This window comes from Arthrobacter sp. 05T442 (genome assembly GCF_056395945.1).
This window is the reverse complement of record NZ_JBFTKM010000025.1, coordinates 1-15255: the sequence shown is the minus strand read 5'-3', so window position 1 is coordinate 15255 and position 15255 is coordinate 1. Positions and strand designations below refer to the sequence as shown.

The 15255-nt window shown below is 64.0% G+C and carries 21 protein-coding genes; 17 read left to right on the top strand and 4 right to left on the bottom strand.

Annotation, left to right across the window (positions count from 1 at the left end):
• Positions 1 to 3: 3 nt before the first annotated feature.
• Positions 4 to 546 carry a PadR family transcriptional regulator gene (locus AC1DES_RS17475; protein WP_476896971.1) on the bottom strand — a complete coding sequence of 181 codons (543 nt, stop codon included), beginning with the start codon at positions 544 to 546 and terminating at the stop codon, positions 4 to 6.
• 367 nt (positions 547 to 913) lie between these two features.
• Between AC1DES_RS17475 and AC1DES_RS17470 the strand changes: the two genes are divergently transcribed.
• From AC1DES_RS17470 to AC1DES_RS17450, 5 genes are all read left to right on the top strand, one after another.
• Positions 914 to 1330, top strand: coding sequence for an SRPBCC family protein (locus AC1DES_RS17470; protein WP_476896970.1), 417 nt, complete (start codon positions 914 to 916; stop codon positions 1328 to 1330).
• A complete protein-coding gene (locus AC1DES_RS17465) occupies positions 1330 to 1758 on the top strand; it encodes a MarR family winged helix-turn-helix transcriptional regulator (RefSeq protein ID WP_476896969.1) in 429 nt (142 codons plus the stop codon). Before AC1DES_RS17470 ends, AC1DES_RS17465 begins: the two co-directional genes overlap by 1 nt.
• 797 nt (positions 1759 to 2555) lie before the next feature.
• Positions 2556 to 3371, top strand: coding sequence for an SMP-30/gluconolactonase/LRE family protein (locus AC1DES_RS17460; RefSeq protein ID WP_476896968.1), 816 nt, complete (start codon positions 2556 to 2558; stop codon positions 3369 to 3371).
• A gap of 336 nt (positions 3372 to 3707) precedes the next feature.
• Entirely contained in the window at positions 3708 to 4463 is a 756-nt protein-coding gene (locus AC1DES_RS17455; protein WP_476896967.1) for a class I SAM-dependent methyltransferase, read from the top strand.
• Positions 4464 to 4809: 346 nt separating this feature from the next.
• Positions 4810 to 5622 carry an AAC(3) family N-acetyltransferase gene (locus AC1DES_RS17450; RefSeq protein ID WP_476896966.1) on the top strand — a complete coding sequence of 271 codons (813 nt, stop codon included), beginning with the start codon at positions 4810 to 4812 and terminating at the stop codon, positions 5620 to 5622.
• Between the two features lie 257 nt (positions 5623 to 5879).
• Here AC1DES_RS17450 and AC1DES_RS17445 read toward each other — a convergent pair whose 3' ends face one another.
• Entirely contained in the window at positions 5880 to 6296 is a 417-nt protein-coding gene (locus AC1DES_RS17445) for a VOC family protein (protein ID WP_476896965.1), read from the bottom strand.
• 180 nt (positions 6297 to 6476) lie between these two features.
• On the opposite strand from AC1DES_RS17445, the gene AC1DES_RS17440 reads away from it, so the two are divergent.
• From AC1DES_RS17440 to AC1DES_RS17410, 7 genes are all read left to right on the top strand, one after another.
• The gene (locus AC1DES_RS17440; protein ID WP_476896964.1) at positions 6477 to 6839 is read left to right on the top strand and encodes an ArsR/SmtB family transcription factor; all 363 of its coding nucleotides are present in this window, start codon (positions 6477 to 6479) and stop codon (positions 6837 to 6839) included.
• The gene (locus AC1DES_RS17435; RefSeq protein WP_476896963.1) at positions 6832 to 7305 is read left to right on the top strand and encodes an SRPBCC family protein; all 474 of its coding nucleotides are present in this window, start codon (positions 6832 to 6834) and stop codon (positions 7303 to 7305) included. Before AC1DES_RS17440 ends, AC1DES_RS17435 begins: the two co-directional genes overlap by 8 nt.
• Positions 7302 to 8117 (top strand): alpha/beta fold hydrolase, encoded by an 816-nt coding sequence (locus AC1DES_RS17430; protein ID WP_476896962.1) that lies wholly within the window; start codon positions 7302 to 7304, stop codon positions 8115 to 8117. The genes AC1DES_RS17435 and AC1DES_RS17430 overlap by 4 nt, the downstream gene beginning before the upstream one ends.
• A 56-nt stretch (positions 8118 to 8173) precedes the next feature.
• Complete coding sequence (locus AC1DES_RS17425) at positions 8174 to 8872, top strand: DUF998 domain-containing protein (RefSeq protein WP_476896961.1); 699 nt, start codon at positions 8174 to 8176, stop codon at positions 8870 to 8872.
• Between the two features lie 459 nt (positions 8873 to 9331).
• Positions 9332 to 9550 (top strand): hypothetical protein, encoded by a 219-nt coding sequence (locus AC1DES_RS17420; protein WP_476896960.1) that lies wholly within the window; start codon positions 9332 to 9334, stop codon positions 9548 to 9550.
• Positions 9551 to 9558: 8 nt separating this feature from the next.
• A complete protein-coding gene (locus AC1DES_RS17415) occupies positions 9559 to 9885 on the top strand; it encodes a YciI family protein (protein WP_476896959.1) in 327 nt (108 codons plus the stop codon).
• A 607-nt stretch (positions 9886 to 10492) separates the two neighbouring features.
• Positions 10493 to 10936 (top strand): YdeI/OmpD-associated family protein, encoded by a 444-nt coding sequence (locus AC1DES_RS17410; protein ID WP_476896958.1) that lies wholly within the window; start codon positions 10493 to 10495, stop codon positions 10934 to 10936.
• Positions 10937 to 11042: 106 nt separating this feature from the next.
• On the opposite strand, the gene AC1DES_RS17405 is transcribed toward AC1DES_RS17410, so the two are convergent.
• Both AC1DES_RS17405 and AC1DES_RS17400 read right to left on the bottom strand, forming a co-directional pair.
• Positions 11043 to 11735: a hypothetical protein gene (locus AC1DES_RS17405; RefSeq protein ID WP_476896957.1), complete on the bottom strand. Its 693-nt coding sequence runs from the start codon at positions 11733 to 11735 to the stop codon at positions 11043 to 11045.
• Between the two features lie 260 nt (positions 11736 to 11995).
• A complete protein-coding gene (locus AC1DES_RS17400) occupies positions 11996 to 12172 on the bottom strand; it encodes a CsbD family protein (protein ID WP_476896956.1) in 177 nt (58 codons plus the stop codon).
• 292 nt (positions 12173 to 12464) lie between these two features.
• Here AC1DES_RS17400 and AC1DES_RS17395 point away from each other — a divergent pair, with 292 nt between their 5' ends.
• The 5 genes from AC1DES_RS17395 to AC1DES_RS17375 form a co-directional block, all read left to right on the top strand.
• Positions 12465 to 12932: an SRPBCC family protein gene (locus AC1DES_RS17395; protein WP_476896955.1), complete on the top strand. Its 468-nt coding sequence runs from the start codon at positions 12465 to 12467 to the stop codon at positions 12930 to 12932.
• Complete coding sequence (locus AC1DES_RS17390; protein WP_476896954.1) at positions 12929 to 13267, top strand: ArsR/SmtB family transcription factor; 339 nt, start codon at positions 12929 to 12931, stop codon at positions 13265 to 13267. Before AC1DES_RS17395 ends, AC1DES_RS17390 begins: the two co-directional genes overlap by 4 nt.
• Before the next feature lie 92 nt (positions 13268 to 13359).
• A complete protein-coding gene (locus AC1DES_RS17385; protein ID WP_476896953.1) occupies positions 13360 to 13926 on the top strand; it encodes an SRPBCC family protein in 567 nt (188 codons plus the stop codon).
• A 23-nt stretch (positions 13927 to 13949) separates the two neighbouring features.
• Positions 13950 to 14096, top strand: coding sequence for a hypothetical protein (locus AC1DES_RS17380; RefSeq protein WP_476896952.1), 147 nt, complete (start codon positions 13950 to 13952; stop codon positions 14094 to 14096).
• Positions 14097 to 14337: 241 nt separating this feature from the next.
• The coding region (locus AC1DES_RS17375) for a DUF222 domain-containing protein (protein WP_476896951.1) at positions 14338 to 15255 on the top strand (918 nt) is incomplete at its 3' end.

Below are 15255 nucleotides of genomic sequence, written 5' to 3'. Positions count from 1 at the left end.
CCGTCAGTCCTGGGCGAGGATCGAGTACAGCCGACGACGTGCCTCCTCGAGCACCGCCACGGCCTCCTGTACCTGCTTCGGGGAGCCTGTGCGACCCACCTGGGACGCAGCCTGCGCGAGCTCGACGCCAGCCTTGGGCAGCGCCGTAAACCCTGTGCCTGATGCCGGACCGGTTGACTCCCAGAGCGCTGACGCATCAGCACCCGCTACCTCTTCCCGGCCTGCTTCGGTCAGCGAGTAAATCTTGCGGCCGTTGGATTCCTCGGCACTGATGAACCCCTCATCGGCCAGCAACTGCAGCGTTGGGTAGACCGAGCCGGCGCTTGGCTTCCAGCTGCCACGGCTGCGCTCCTCGATCTCACCGATGATCTGGTAGCCGTGCATCGGCCGCTCCGCGAGCAGGGTCAGTATCGCCGACCGCACCTCGCCTCGGCCCGCCCGAGTGCCCGAGCGCTTCTCAAACCTTGAACGCAACTCCTCAACGGCCTGCCACATGCCGTCGATGTTGGGGGCGCCAAATCCGCCAGCCGGGTACGAATTACGCATTATGCTCTCCTCTGCGGGTCGCGAACGATAGTCAACGATACATCCGATTCGCACAAGCCCAACAGGGTTCGACGAGACGGGGGAGCGACGCACGCGGTTCCCGCCGGTGCCGGCGACCGCGAGGAGCTGGCACACCAGCGGGAGCGTCCGCAGCTACCGCACCCCCGAGCGCGATGAAATCGGACTCGATGTTTCGTCGTTTTCGCCCTGAGTGCGTGGTGGCCACCTGCCGAAGAGGTTTCGCTTTTCACCGCGCAACCAATGTTGTGGCCGAGCGCAGCTAGCGGCTGGGGCGAAGCGCTGGACGAAATAGTCTCTGCGAAGATAATCTATGCACGGATTATCTATCTAGTCGAGGAGGCAACTCATGTGGGAATACGAAAACAGCATCGAGACAAGCGCCACGCCTGAGGCGATCTGGCGGCTCTGGGCCGACGTTGAGAACTGGGGCGCCTGGAACGCCGAGATCGAGAAGATCGAGATCAGCGGTCCGTTCGCGGCAGGCACGCAGATTGCGATGACGCCCCCGGGAGACGATCCGATACTTCTGCTCATCGCCGAGGCCGTCCAAGACGAACTATTCGTCGACGAGGCCCGCTTCAACGGCCTCCTGCTGCGCACCACCCACCGGATCGACCGAATCGATCAGGACCGGATCCGCGTCGTGTACCGGCTGGAGATCACCGGCAGCGGCGCCGACGAAGCCGGCCCGCAGATCGGTCCGGGCATCACCGCGGACTGGCCCGACACGATGACTGCTCTGGCAAGGATGGCTCGCGGCTAATGCCGCTCAGCCCCGGCGAAAGCCCCGGATTCCTGCTCTGGCACGCCACGCTGCGCTGGCAGCGTGACATCGCCATGGCCCTGGCCCCGCTCGGCCTCACCCATGTGCAGTTCGTATTGCTTGCCTGCGCCTGGTGGCTCAACACCCAGGGTGAGCATCCAAACCAGCTGGCCCTGGCCCGCCAGGCCGGCACCGACGTCAAGATGACCTCCCAGGTCCTACGCGCGCTGGAAGTCAAAGGGCTCATCGAGCGTGAAGTCGACCCGGCCGACACCCGGGCCAAACGGCTGCACGTCACGGACGCCGGAGCCGACTTGGCGCCGCGCGCGATTGCCGCCGTTGAGCTCGCCGACGAGCAGTTCTTCCGGCCGGTGCCCCTCAAGGACGCGTTAACCCTGCTGAGTCGCCTGGCCCATCCCGAAACCTGAAACCTGAAACAGACAACCGGGGGCGATCTGCTGGCCAGACCCTACCGGCGTCGCTGATCACCACCGGCCAGCGGATAACGGCCGACGGCGCCGAGGGCACCGTAACGTCCCTTGGATGACCTCCCGCGATTGAGCGTCAGCTCTTAGCGGATTACCCGATAGCGCACGTGGGTGCGATGTTTGAAGTCGCAGTTCGTCGATCAGACCTGCCGAAAGGTATTGGCGGAGGGTCTGCGCGCCTCATGCAATGGCAACGCCCTGGGTGCCCGCGGCTTTCCTCGTCCCGGGCCAGTGCCGATTCGATCCCGTCGCTCACGAAGTTGAACGTGGAGATTCCTCACCACCATTCCCGCCATTCCTCACACCACGCCTCGCCCCGCGAACATGTTCTGTCCCATGATGTGGCCGCCGGCCGCGGGGTGCCTCCGAGCGCGGCTGTGTTGGACTGGGGGTTCTTCGAGAATCCGCCTGTGCAGGAATTCTCTCCGTCCGCGCCCAGGGTGCCGCCAGGCTTTGGTGCGGGTCCTGCCACCCGCGTGCAAGGTGGGAGTGGGAGGACCCGGTGACGACGCCCGGGCCTGCTCGCCAGTTCCCGTTCACATCACAGGGGGCGGCGCAACGGGGGATTGCGCATTTTCGTGTCGTCAACTATTGCTTGATAAGCAACCCAAAGTCCCGTCTCAACGGCCTTGCACAGGACTCAGGAGCGAAGTGACTGATGAATTCGCTTGCAGACGTCGCGGTCTGTTCGATGGATCTGGTCATCAGAGGCGCACGCGACCATATGGAAGGGGGGAATGGCCATGAGTATGCAGCGGACGCTCGTGACGGATCTGGAAATCGGAGAGTCGCCACGGTGGCATGACGGTTGCTTATGGCTGGCCAACTGGGGCACGCAGGAGGTTCTCACGGTTGGCGCCGACGGCAGCACGAGAGTCGTCGCCCGGGTGCCGACATCCATCCCATATTCGATCGATTGGCTGCCGGACGGGCGGCTCCTTGTCGTCTCTGGCCAGGAAGCGAAGCTGCTGCGGCAGGAGGTGGACGGCTCGCTGGTGCCCCACGCAGATCTCAGCGATATCGGCGATGTCTTCAACGAGATCGTCGTCGATCGCCACGGCAGAGCTTATGTCAACGGCGACATCATCGCGCTCGTCCTGCCTGACGGATCGGCACGCCCGGTAGCAGAAGATCTCGCGTTCGGAAACGGCATGGCCATCACACCTGATGATTCGACACTGATCGTCGCGGAGTCATACGGTGGACGGCTTACCGCGTTCGACATCGCGGATGATGGTGGACTGTCCAATCGCCGGCTCTGGGCGGACCTCGGCGACGGCGCACCGGACGGCATCTGCATCGACGCGGAGGGCGCGGTCTGGTATGCGGACGTGCCACACGAGCGGTGTGTCCGGGTACGCGAGGGTGGCGAGGTTCTGCAGACCGTCGAGGCCGACCGGGGATGCTTCGCCTGCATCCTCGGCGGGGATGACGGCTCGACGCTGTTCATTCTGGCGGCAAAGTGGCGCGGCTTCGAGCACATGTTCGAGGGGTCGGGGTCCGGCGTGGTTATCGCCGTCGACGCTCCGGCGCCGGCAGCAGGCCGCCCGTAGCCAGGTGGCATGATCACAGAAGTACATGGGTGTTCCGATTCCGGCAGTCACGTGGGTGTGTTTTTGTCTTGCGACGCCGGTGAGTAACCGCCCGGCTCTGAGCGGCGCGGGGGACCCTTCTATCCATAGGCAGCGGACCCCGATCAGTCCGACGGCGCTGGCGGCCCATCCACGTGAGGGAAAGCCTGAGCGTCCGACCGGGCTCGATCGTGGGGTCTCTGGCGGCCGACCAGCCCAGGGCCAATGTCGTATCGATTGCGGTCGACGACCGGCTTCCGTGCAATCTTGCTTTTCAGGCGGGTGGATGATCCGCGCATCGGGTGCGATAGTGGCTCGATGATCAACCAGCAACAGCTCTGGGACGACGAGGCCGCGAGACAGTACGACACCCCCGGAGAGGGAATGTTCTCTCCCGAGGTATTGGTCCCGACGGTAGATGCCCTGTCAAAGCTCGCGGGCGACGGTCCGGCCGTTGAGTTCGCCGTTGGCACAGGTCGCGTCGCCATCCCTCTCTCAGAGGCGGGCGTCCAGGTCAGCGGCATCGAACTTTCTCACGCGATGATCTCCCGTCTGCGTGAGAAGGTCGGAGATGACCGCATTCCCGTCGTTCAGGGAGACATGACCGAGGCAGTTGCGGGCGACAACTTCTCTCTTGCATTCCTGGTGTTCAACACCATCTCCAACCTCCTGACTCAGGACGAACAGGTCCGGTGTTTCCAGAATGCTGCCCGTCATCTTGCACCCGGCGGGAGCTTCGTCGTCGAGCTTTGGGTGCCACAGCTGCGATCGCTGCCACCCGGACAGGGCGGGACCGTCGAGGTGAGCCAGCCCGGGTATCTCCTGGTCGATACCTATGACGTGCTGCACCAGCACGTCATCTCACACCACGTGCGATTCGGTCCAGGGCTATCGGACGGGCGGGAAGCGCAGATCGGACGGACACCACACCGGTACATCTGGCCCAGCGAACTCGATCTCATGGCGCGGCTGGCCGGGTTTGAGATGGGATCCAGGTGGGCGGACTGGAACCGCAGCGAGTTCACCGTGGATTCTCGCAGTCACGTGTCGGTCTACCGGCTCACCGCACGCTGAGGCATCGCCAGCGGGCCGGGGAGGACGAACAGGTCAATAGCGCGGCGAAAAACGTGCCAGATAATTCTCCGATTCACACGTCTGTGCCCATCGAATGAAGAGGGCTTTGACCCGACGGTGACGGGGACGCTCCGGTTGCGGCAGTGGACGGCCACTGCTGACCGCTCGCCTAGACTTCTGGGATGGCCATTCCTCGCGAGAGCGTTGTTCTAAACGGCACTGGGCTCCGGCAATCCACGACGGGGAATCATTGCACCAGCTGCTCTCCAGTGCCGCAACCGGCAATCGGGCAGCACATTGGAACGGCAGCGCAATGATGCCGTGTCCGGAAGGAATCCTGAGTCCGGTGATTGAAGCATGCACCGAGGGCCACATGGGCCTCGATGAACTGGCGCGCGGTTGGGAGCGTATCGGCCTGTCCGATGGCATGACCGTTATCGTCCATTCATCCCTTTCGAGCCTTGGAACCGTGATGGGCGGCGCCAACACCGTCGTGTCCTCGCTGCTCGCGGCAGTCGGGCACCGCGGCACGGTGGCCATGCCTGCGTTTACGCCTCAGGTGGCAGATCCGGCCCCTGGAACCGTTGGCGTGCCAAATGCCGCCGAGCGCGAGCGACGGGATGCGGTGCCCCTGTTTCATCCAGGCTTGCCCTCACAAATGGGTGCGATACCGGAGGCGTTTCGCAAGCTCCGGGGCAGCGTGAGAAGCGCTCACCCTCAAGTGTCCGTAGCCGCCCACGGACGTCACGCCGACCATATTGTGGCACCCCATCCGTTGGAATTCGCCGTTGGCCGAAACTCGCCGTTTGGCCGGTTGCACGACCTCGAAGCGCACATTCTGCTCGTTGGCGTCGGGCACAACCGAAACACATTCCTGCACCACGCCGAGACCTTGTCCCCGGCACGGCGTTTGAAGATTCGGTGCTTCCCCAAAGCCGTCGATGGTGAGCGGGTCTGGGTCGAAACGTTCGATGTTGCAGACGACAACGGCCGGTTGTTCCCGGGAATCGGGGATGAATTCGAACGGAAGAGCGGAACCAAAATCTTCACTGTCGGCAATGCAACCTGCCGGCTCATCCCGTCGCAACCGTTCGTTAGCTTCGCGACGGACCGGTTGGCCCACCTCCTGAATCACGCACCATCACCCATGCCTGATTGATTCGGGCCGCCGTCTCCGGACCGATGCCACAATCCCGGCCGCCCCGGGAAATAACAATGCCGCCGGAGCTGCCAGGTGCGGCCTTGGCCGCAGGCCTGGCGATGCGCCGGGCGTTTTTCTCGTTTGCCTCCTCAGCCCTTGGGTGTTAGGCCCGGTCCTGTGGAACGACAGGGGAGGGGCGGTACCGGACCTCATGACGGTGGCGAGGACGGTGGTGCTGGCGGCCACCGGCCGCGGCCCTGCATGAGCCCGGGGTGTTAGTCCTTGGCGCCGGTGATGTTGACCAGCCAGGCCACACCGAACTTGTCGTTGCACATTCCGAAGGTGTCTCCCCAGGGTGCTTTTTCGAGGGGCATGGTCACGCCGCCGCCGTCGGAGAGCTTCTCCCAGTAGCCGCGGAGCTCGGCGTCGTCTTCCCCGCTGAGGGAGATGCTGAACGTGTTGCCGGGGTTGAATTCCATGCGGGCGGGCGTGTCCGAGGCCATCAGTGTCAGGCCGGAGGGTGATTCCAGTTGTGAATGCATCACCAGATGATCTTCGGCGGGTTCCTGGCTCGCGTGGAAGTCGGCAAAGGTATTGGTCACCAGCTCGCCGCCGAAGACGCTCTTGTAAAACTCCATGGCTTCACGGGCGTTGTTGCGGAAGCTCAGATATGGATTGAGGCGGGTCGTCATGATGGATTCTCCTGGGTTGTCGGGGGTAATCGTGCAAGCGCCGGGCCATGCTCGCAGGGCGACGCGGGCTCATTCGGTCATGCTCGTTCAAAACCCAATGGTTGTCAAGGCTTGGGATTTGCTTGACGAAAACTCCTGCTTGCGTAGTATAAAACCAATTGATTTCAAAACAGATTGGTTATGGAAGTGGAAACCGATAATCTGAGTGCCGTCTTCGGCGCACTGGCGGACCCGACGCGACGGGCGATTCTACAGCGGTTGACGGTGGGCGATGCCAGTGTTGCCGATCTGGCCGGCCCGTTCGCTATCAGCCAGCCGGCCGTGTCCAAACACTTGAAAGTCCTCGAGGGCGCCGGCCTGATCTCCCGCAAGCGAGTGTCGACAGCGCGGCTTAGCCATCTGGAAACCGAGCAATTGAAGGCGGCGACGGAGTACATGGAAAAGTACCGAAGGTACTGGAACGAATCTTTCGACCGTCTCGACGACGCCCTCGCCATGTTTCAACGATCCGCAGAAAACCCGGACGGAAACGTCGATGCCTGAGGCCACCAGACCGGAAATGGCTGACCTGAACGTCTTCGTCACGCGGGCATTCAAGGCCCCACGGGAGGTGGTGTGGCGCTTCTGGACCGAGCCGCACCTGCTGGCCACCTGGTTTGGCCCGGCAGGCGTAACCGTGCCGATCGACAGTGTCACAGTCGAGCTCCGGGCCGGGGGCCGATGGGAGCTATCCATGGTCGACTCCACTTCCGGTGCCGTGAATCCCATTCGCGGACGGATCTCGTCGTTCGTCGCGCCCGAATTTCTTGAAATTCGGATGGACGCGGACACAGCCGCCGGCCCCGCCCAAGGCGTCCTGCTGCGCCTGAAGTTCCATGACCATGGTGACCTCACCCGCGTCACCCTCCACCAGGGCCCGTTCACCGAAGAGATCCGGGACATGACGATCACCGGCTGGGAGCTCTCCTTCAACAAACTCGACCTTCTTATCGATAGGAACCCGACATGAAACCGCACACCATCGACACCTCCGTAGGAGAGGTGATCTCCGCGGATGGAACCCCGATTTCGTATGAAAGAACCGGATCCGGACCGAGCGTCGTTCTCGTCGACGGAGCTTTCTGCGGCCGCGCCTTCGGCCCTTCGCGCAAGCTAGCCGGGGAACTGTCGTCCTCGTTTACCGTGTACTTTTACGACCGCCGCGGCCGCGGCGACAGCGGGGACACGAAACCCTATGCAGTGCAGCGGGAAATCGAGGACCTCGCCGCCGTCCTGGCAGCTGCCGGAGACACCCCGTACGTCTACGCCATTTCCTCCGGTGCCGCACTTGCGCTCGAAGCTGCCGCGGCCGGCATCGGGATCCGTAAGCTGGCGATTTTCGAAGCACCCTACACCGGTGTCGGCACGGCAGACGGGGTTCCGGAGGACCACGGCGCGCGCCTCGATGAGCTGCTCGCCGAAAACATGCGGGGCGCGATGGTTTCCTACTTCCTGGTCGAGATGATCAACCTCCCTGCCTTCGTGCCTCTCTTGCTGCGCCTCATTCCCGGCGTCTGGAAACACCAAACGGCGGCGGCCAACACGCTGCCGTACGAGACGAAAGTACTGAACAATTTCATTGCCCCCCTCGAACGGCTCACCGCCATTTCAGTACCCACCCGGGTCATGGTCGGAGGGAAGGCAGCCGCCGTGATGGCGGCCGCGCAATCGGACATCGCGGGGAGCATCCCGGGCGCCGAGCATCGTGTTCTCGCCGGCCAAACCCATCAGGTTTCCGAAAAGGCCGTCGCACCCCAACTCGTCGAGTTCTTCACCGCCTGACACCGGAACCGGAGGGTTCCGCCCCACTCCAGTCACCTCGCGTCAGGAAAACAGCCATGACAACAAGAACGACGCCCGCCAGCGGCTCCACAACAGACTCAGTCCCTTCCGCCACTGATGAACGCACCCGTTTCCTGCTGGCCTGCGGAATTGTCGCCGGACCCCTCTACCTCATCGTTGGGTTTACGCAGGCATTCACCAGAGCCGGATACGACGCCGCGCACAACGATTTGAGCGTGCTTGCCAACGGAGACCTCGGCTGGATCCAGATCAGCAACCTCATTCTCACCGGACTCCTGACCTTTCTCAGTGCACTGGGAATCCGCCGCGCCCTCCGCGGCGGAAAAGGCGGCACCTGGGGACCGGCACTCCTCGGGGTCTACGGCCTGGGCCTGATTGGAGCAGGAATCTTCGTCGCCGACCCCATGAACGGATTCCCGCCCGGAACGGCTCCCGGCCACACCACACCCGGTTCGCTCCACGGGTTCCTCCACTTCGTCACCGGCGGCATCGGTTTCATCGCACTAATCGCCGGATCCCTCGTACTCTCCCGCCGGTTCTTCGCCGCAGGGGCACGAGGCTTAGGCACGTTTTCAATCATCACCGGCGCGCTGTTCCTCGCCGCATTTGCTGGCATAGCCACCGGATCCACCGATGCCCTCGTTGTTCTTGGCTTCACCGCGGCGGTCATACTTGCCTGGATATGGCTCGCGCTGGTTACGATCCGCCTGCGCAGACGGACCGGGCACCCATGAGACATCCCGACGGCGGCCAGGGAACCAACCCTGCCGGCGACCAACGCACCTCCTAGGCTCGCCCATCTGGGCCGGCTCGAGCCGCCCGATCGGGGAACCCGGGGCCGGGTCCCGGTGCCGACCTTCCCGAGATCGAGGAATGGATCGCAGCGGTGTTTACCTACCACACCCCTCGCTACCGCCGCCGCAGACAGACTCCTGCGCCATGCCCACGTCCGCGAGACGGGCCGCGATGCCCATCTCTTCCAGCCATGGCCTCGGAGAACTGATCACCCAACGATGGACAAACCCGCAAAAAAGCGGGCAAACACGTTGGCCGCCGACCGGCACATTCGCCGGTAGCCCGTGGGGCAGATCCCACTGACCATTGACATCCGGAAAAGTATTTTTCGTCAGGTGTCCTTTTGGCGGCATGCCGGCCGTCGTAGTGGTGTGGCAACCGACAGGGGAGGAGTCAAAGTGGAGTACATGCTTTTTATCTGTAGTGATCCCGCGGCGCCGGAATATGTGGCGGCCGAGGACAATATCGTGGAATGGGCGGCCGAGATGGAAGCCCGCGGTGTCGCCCTTCGCCGCTACCTCGCCAAACGCCTGGCCGAGACCAGCCCCGAATCGCTGTCCGCGCCTGACCCCAGCCCGACCAGAAGCCCGGTACCCGCCGCAAAGGAGCAGAATTGAAACACCTCATGCTGATCCCAAACAATGTCGAGACCTGGAACGCGCTCTCCGCGACCGAGATCGAGGCGATCATGCAGGCGCACACCGCTGTGCAGAAAGAACTCAGGGCCTCCGGAGAGTTCGTCGAGGCTCATGAGCTCGGTGAGGAGGCGAAGTTCGTAAGGAACAGCGGCGGCACCTGCACCGTGACCGACGGTCCGTACATCGAGACGAAGGAAATCGTAGCCGGCTACTACATCGTCGACTGCGTGGACATGGCCCGCGCCGCGGAAATCGCCGGCAAGTTCGGCGAGGCCAGGCTGTGGCCCATCGAGATACGACGGATCGACCCATGACAACCGCAACCACCGTGAATCCTCCCGGGGCCGGCCGGCGGCCTTCGACACTGATCCGGATACCGCTGTCCGATGTCCGGTGCCGAGCCTGGGCCACGGGATCGTGGAGCCCAACCCACGAGCACCTGCCAAACGACCTGACGGAGATTGATATGGGCAACGCGTATATCCCCGTTGACGGCTCTGCCATCGTTCGTGGTTCCTTTGCCCCCTTGCCTCGGCGGCATCCGGAAGGCATCAGGCGACTGGCCATGTGGATTGGGGCCGGGTTGCTTCGCTGGGGCTCAGCCCACGCCTCCCGCCGAGACCTGGCTCTTGGAGAATGCCCGCTGCGGCGCCAGAACGCCCAACAGCTGGAAAGGCGTGAAGAGGCGTTCCTGCGCATGTGGTTCTCCGGCCGGTAACCCGCGAGTTCAACCACGGCTGCCGGTAAGACGGGGGATTGCAGTGGGCTCGCCGTGACCATGGACGGTGTCGGACGGGAATCCTGACGCCAGTTGGTCGCCGGCCCTTGCGACCGGCTCTGGGAGCGATCCGGGGTACACGGGTCTGACTAGCGACCGCCGTCGACCTGTTGGTGGCTGAGAACGGGAGGCATACTGTGAGCATGAAATTCACTGCGACAATCCAGGGCAGCGGCAACAAAGCAGGGATCACGGTGCCCGAGGACGTCGTCGTCGCACTCGGGGCTGGCAGGCGACCGCCGGTGGTCGTGACCATCAACGGCAAGAGCTACCGCAGCAGCATCGCGGTGATGGGCGGCCAGAATATGGTTGGGGTTAGCGCTGTCAACCGGGATCTGACGGGAGCCTCAGCCGGGGACGTCGTGGAGGTGGACGTCGAACTGGACATGCAGCCGCGAATCATTGACGTGCCCGAAGACCTGGCGGTCGCCTTGGAGGCGGACCCGGAGGCGAAGGCATTCTATGCGACGCTGAACTACAGTAGCCAGCGGCGTTACGTGGATCCGATCGCAGATGCCAAATCGCCAGATACCCGCGCCCGCCGAATTGCAAAGGTAGTGGCGGACCTCAGGTCCGGCAAAAAGTAACTCGGGCATACTCTGATGCCCGTCCGTGCCGGGCCAGGTTTCCGCAAACAGAACGGAAGAAGCTGCCACACAAGCTGGGATTGGCAGTCCGTCCGCGGGCCGGGCCTTAGCCCAGCAAGGAGACGGCGTGGGCGATCACGAGGGCCAGGAGAACGAATCCTCCGGCGGCTTCGAGTCCCATCATCATTTTGGCTCGTGGCGACAAGGGCATGGTGTCGGTGGGGCTGAAGGCCATGGAGTTGGACAGCGAGAAATAGGCGTAGTCGACGAAGGAGGCCACCCAGCCACTCTTGACGGAGGATCGCGTAGCAACTTCCGTGACAGCGTCGTGGTCTTCGTCCTGGGGAAACCGGAAGTCAGCAGCAGGAAGGTTGTCACGGTGGGAATTCCGACGTGCCACCGGTCCGCCGCGGTCCAGTTCCCAAAAGACCAGGGCGAAGGCGATGACGTTTGTGACCCAGATTTGCAGCGCTGCCAGAAGGAGCGTGCGCCCGTCGCCGCTGCCGGAGGCGGTCAGCAAAATGATGAGTTGCACCAGGGCGACGCCATTGGCGGCGACGAGGAGGAGTGCCTGGCCCGTGGCCAATCGTTTTGACCAGCGTGTCTCTTTGTGCAGGCGGCGGGGGTTAAGAATCAGCAGGGGGATCAGCATCACGAGCCCGATTCCGACGACTGTGTAGCGGATGAGCGGCAGGAAAGCGCTGGGAAGGGCGGCATAAAGACCAAGCGCAATGAACAACCCGATTACTGCCGGCCAGCGGTGTTCGGAACGATCCTTCAGGTTTGCAGTTTCAGACATCCACCGAGTCTAGGCAAAGCAACGGCGCATGCCGGCCTGGGCGCGTACTGAACCGAGACCAGACATAGTCGTAAAATGCGATTTTTGGGTGTTTTGGTCATGATTGTCCAGCGCTCTTTGCCGTACGGCGATTGCGGGTGACGCCACGGCACAAAATTCCTGGTCCTTGCCATCCTCAGACTCGCAGCACAGCGGGAGGGGCCGGACAAAACGAAGGGCGCACCTCTTTGACAGAAATGCGCCCTTCGCCTGCGATCAGGTCAGTCCTTCTTGAAGGCGTCCTTGACCTTCTCGCCGGCCTGCTTCAAATCACCTTTGGCCTGGTCAGCCTGTCCTTCAGCCTTCAGGCTGTCGTCGCCCGTGGCGTTCCCGGCAGCTTCCTTGCCCTTACCGCCCGCCTTCTCGGCAGCGTTCTCAATCTTGTCGCCTAGTCCCATGGTGTTTCCTCCTCTGGTTGGCAGCCGATTGATACGGCCATACCCCTATCCTAAGCATGCTTGCGATCAGGATTTCAAGTCCGAGCTTGCCCTGGAGTGCGCCTGCTTGCATCTCGACGCATCCATCCGGATGGACCAGACCTTGAAGGCGGGGGCATATGCAACCGTCTCCGGATGCGCGGCTAGCCCAGTCGGGTCTTCTATCCGTCAAACCTGCAACCAATGGTTGCGCATGTCTGGGTCATGCCCTACATTTATGTGCAACCAAGGGTTGCGCAGACAGGGGAGTCGGATGGAGCACGGCAGCATCGAGCGGGAGATCGAGATCGAAGCGGCACCGGAGGTGGTGTACGAGGTCATCAGCAAGCCGGAGCACCTGCGGGAGTGGTGGCCGGATAGGGCGGAGCTCGAACCGGTGCCCGGCGCCACCGGGGTCATCTCGTTTGGCGACAGGTCTTCGCCGCAGGCAAAGATCGTCACGCTCACGGTGGTAGAGGCCGAACCGTCCCGGCGGTTTTCCTTCCGGTGGGTGTACGACGACGGTGAGACCGCGACGTCGTCCAACTCGCTTCTGGTGACCTTCGACCTGATCCCATCGGACAGGGGCACGCTGCTGCGTTTCACCGAGACGGGATTCCGTGAAAAGGGTTGGGAGGAGGCAGCCGTGCTCGAGCAGAATTACCGCGACCACGTCCGCGGCTGGGACTTCTTCCTGCCCCGGCTCGTCACCTACGTCGCGCGGCTGGTATCGGCGGCATGAGCGTCGCCGTCGACGACGCCCTCTGGTCGGCGGTGGGCGATTCGACCCGACGGCGGATGCTCGACCTGCTGCTCGACGACGGCGGCGGCACAGCAACCACGCTGAGCAGGCAGCTGCCGGTCTCACGGCAGGCGGTCGCCAAACATCTTGGCGTGCTCCACCGGGTGGGAATGGTCCATGTCAGGCCTTCGGGGAGGGAGCGCATCTACGTGGTGAGCCAGGCTCAGCTGGCCCGCGCCGTCGCGCAACTGTCCTCGGTCGGCGCCACCTGGGACGCCCGACTGCAGCGCATCAAGGGAATCGCCGAAGCAATCCAGCACGGCCGCGACGGATGAGGCCCCGCGAACGAGATCTCGCCACATCCGTGGCGGAGCTGAGGGATTCCGCCCAAATACAGGCGCGCACACGAAAATAATGAGGTATCGAAATGTCGGACTTCACCACCGCCTTTACCGTGGAGCGGACTCCCCGGGAAGTCTTTGAGGCCATCACAAACGTCCGCGGCTGGTGGTCGCAAGAAGTCGAGGGCGTCACCGACCAGGTCGGTGGCGAGTTCGAGTACCACTACCAGGACGTCCATCGCTGCACAATCTGCGTCACGGAACTCGTGCCGGGCCGGAAGGTTGCATGGCTCGTCTTGGCCAACTACTTCAACTTCATCGAAGACCAGACCGAAGGGCAGGACACCCAAGTCGTCTTCGAGATCTCCGAAACGGCCGGCGGGGCCGAGGTCCGCTTCACGCACGTCGGCCTGGCGCCGCAGTACGAGTGTTATGACGTGTGCTCCAACGCGTGGGGCGGCTACCTTGGCGGCAGCCTGCGGAACCTGATTAATACCGGTGAAGGGCAGCCCAATCTGAAGGAGGCCGGCGACGCCCCGGCACACCAGCACGCCGCCGCGGTGCTGCGCAGCGGTAGCTCACGTCAGGCAGGCGGGCCGCCTGACACTGGCCGCCGAGCATCGAGGCCCGGGTCGAGCGGATCTTCCAGCTGATCAATGACGCCGAAACCGGCCAGTTGGTCTCCGTTGACCCGACGGTCGAGGCCGAAGAAGCCTGGACCATCACCTGCCAGGAGATCGCCGACATGACGCTCTTCCCGAAGGCCGACTCCTGGATCTTCGGGGCCAACATCCCGGATCAACAGCAACGCTATAGCTGGTGAAGCTGGAGCAGCGGACGGAACGATCTGCTGCGGCGGTCGACGACGGCGCCGCGGCTGGGCTGGGATCACGAGCCGCGCGCGGGCGTCCGCTCCGCGTTTCCGGTGCTGCCGGGTTGGAGGAGCTCAGTGACCCGGTCACGAGCCGCTTGACGATAAGCCTCTCTCATTGCTTAAGCCAGGGCCGGCGTCGCGCTACAGCATCGCCAGTTTCAGCATTATTGTCGGTGGCTGGTCATAGTCTGTGAGTGTGAAGAGCGGAGCGGTTTTGAGTGCGGGGAGCAGGGAGGCGGTGGCGGCTGTCGCCGCGTCCGTTGCTGCGCTGGCCGCGTTCACGGGCGCGGGTGGGGACGGCGCTGAGCCGTCCGGCGCGGATCCGTTGCGGGGCGCGGGCCGCTCTGATCAGCCCGGCGCGGACGGGCTGGGGGACGCGGATCCGTTGCGGGATCTGGCGGATGATTGCCTGGACGGGTTGGCCGAGGTGGCCCGGTTGGAGGCCCGGACTGCGGCGTTGAAGGTGCGGCTGGCCGCGGAGTATGTGCAGGCGGCCAGGTTGCTGGCGGCTCCGGGGGCGTCCCCGCAGGACCGCGCCGCGTCGGAGATGGCGGTGGTGGCCGAGGTCGCCTGTGTCCTGACCGTCAGCGAACGGACCGCCGGGGCCTTCCTGGCCGAGTCCCGGGCGTTGACGGCGGTGCTGCCGCTGACCCTGGGAGCGCTTGAGGCCGGGACGATTTCCTGGCAGCACGCCCGGATCATCGTCGACGAAACCGGCGGCCTGGACCGGTCCGGGGCGGCGGCGCTGGAGGCGCATTTCCTGGACCCGGACGCAGCGGACGCGGCCCGCGGGTGCCCTGCCGGGGACCTGGTGGCGTCCCGGTTCCGGGCCAGGGCGCGCGCCTGGCGGGAACGCCACCACCGGGAGAGCATCGAGAACCGCCACACCGCGTCCGCTGCGGACCGGCGGGTCGAGTACGTCCCGGACCGGGACGGCATGGCGTGGCTTTCGGCCTACCTCACGGCCGGGACGGCGGCGGGGATCTGGGAACGGTCCACCGCGGCCGCCCGTGCCCTGCAGGGCCCGGGCGAGGCCAGGACCCTCAGCCAGCTCCGCGCCGACATCACCGCCACCTGGCTCCTCACCAGCGGAATGACTGACCGTACC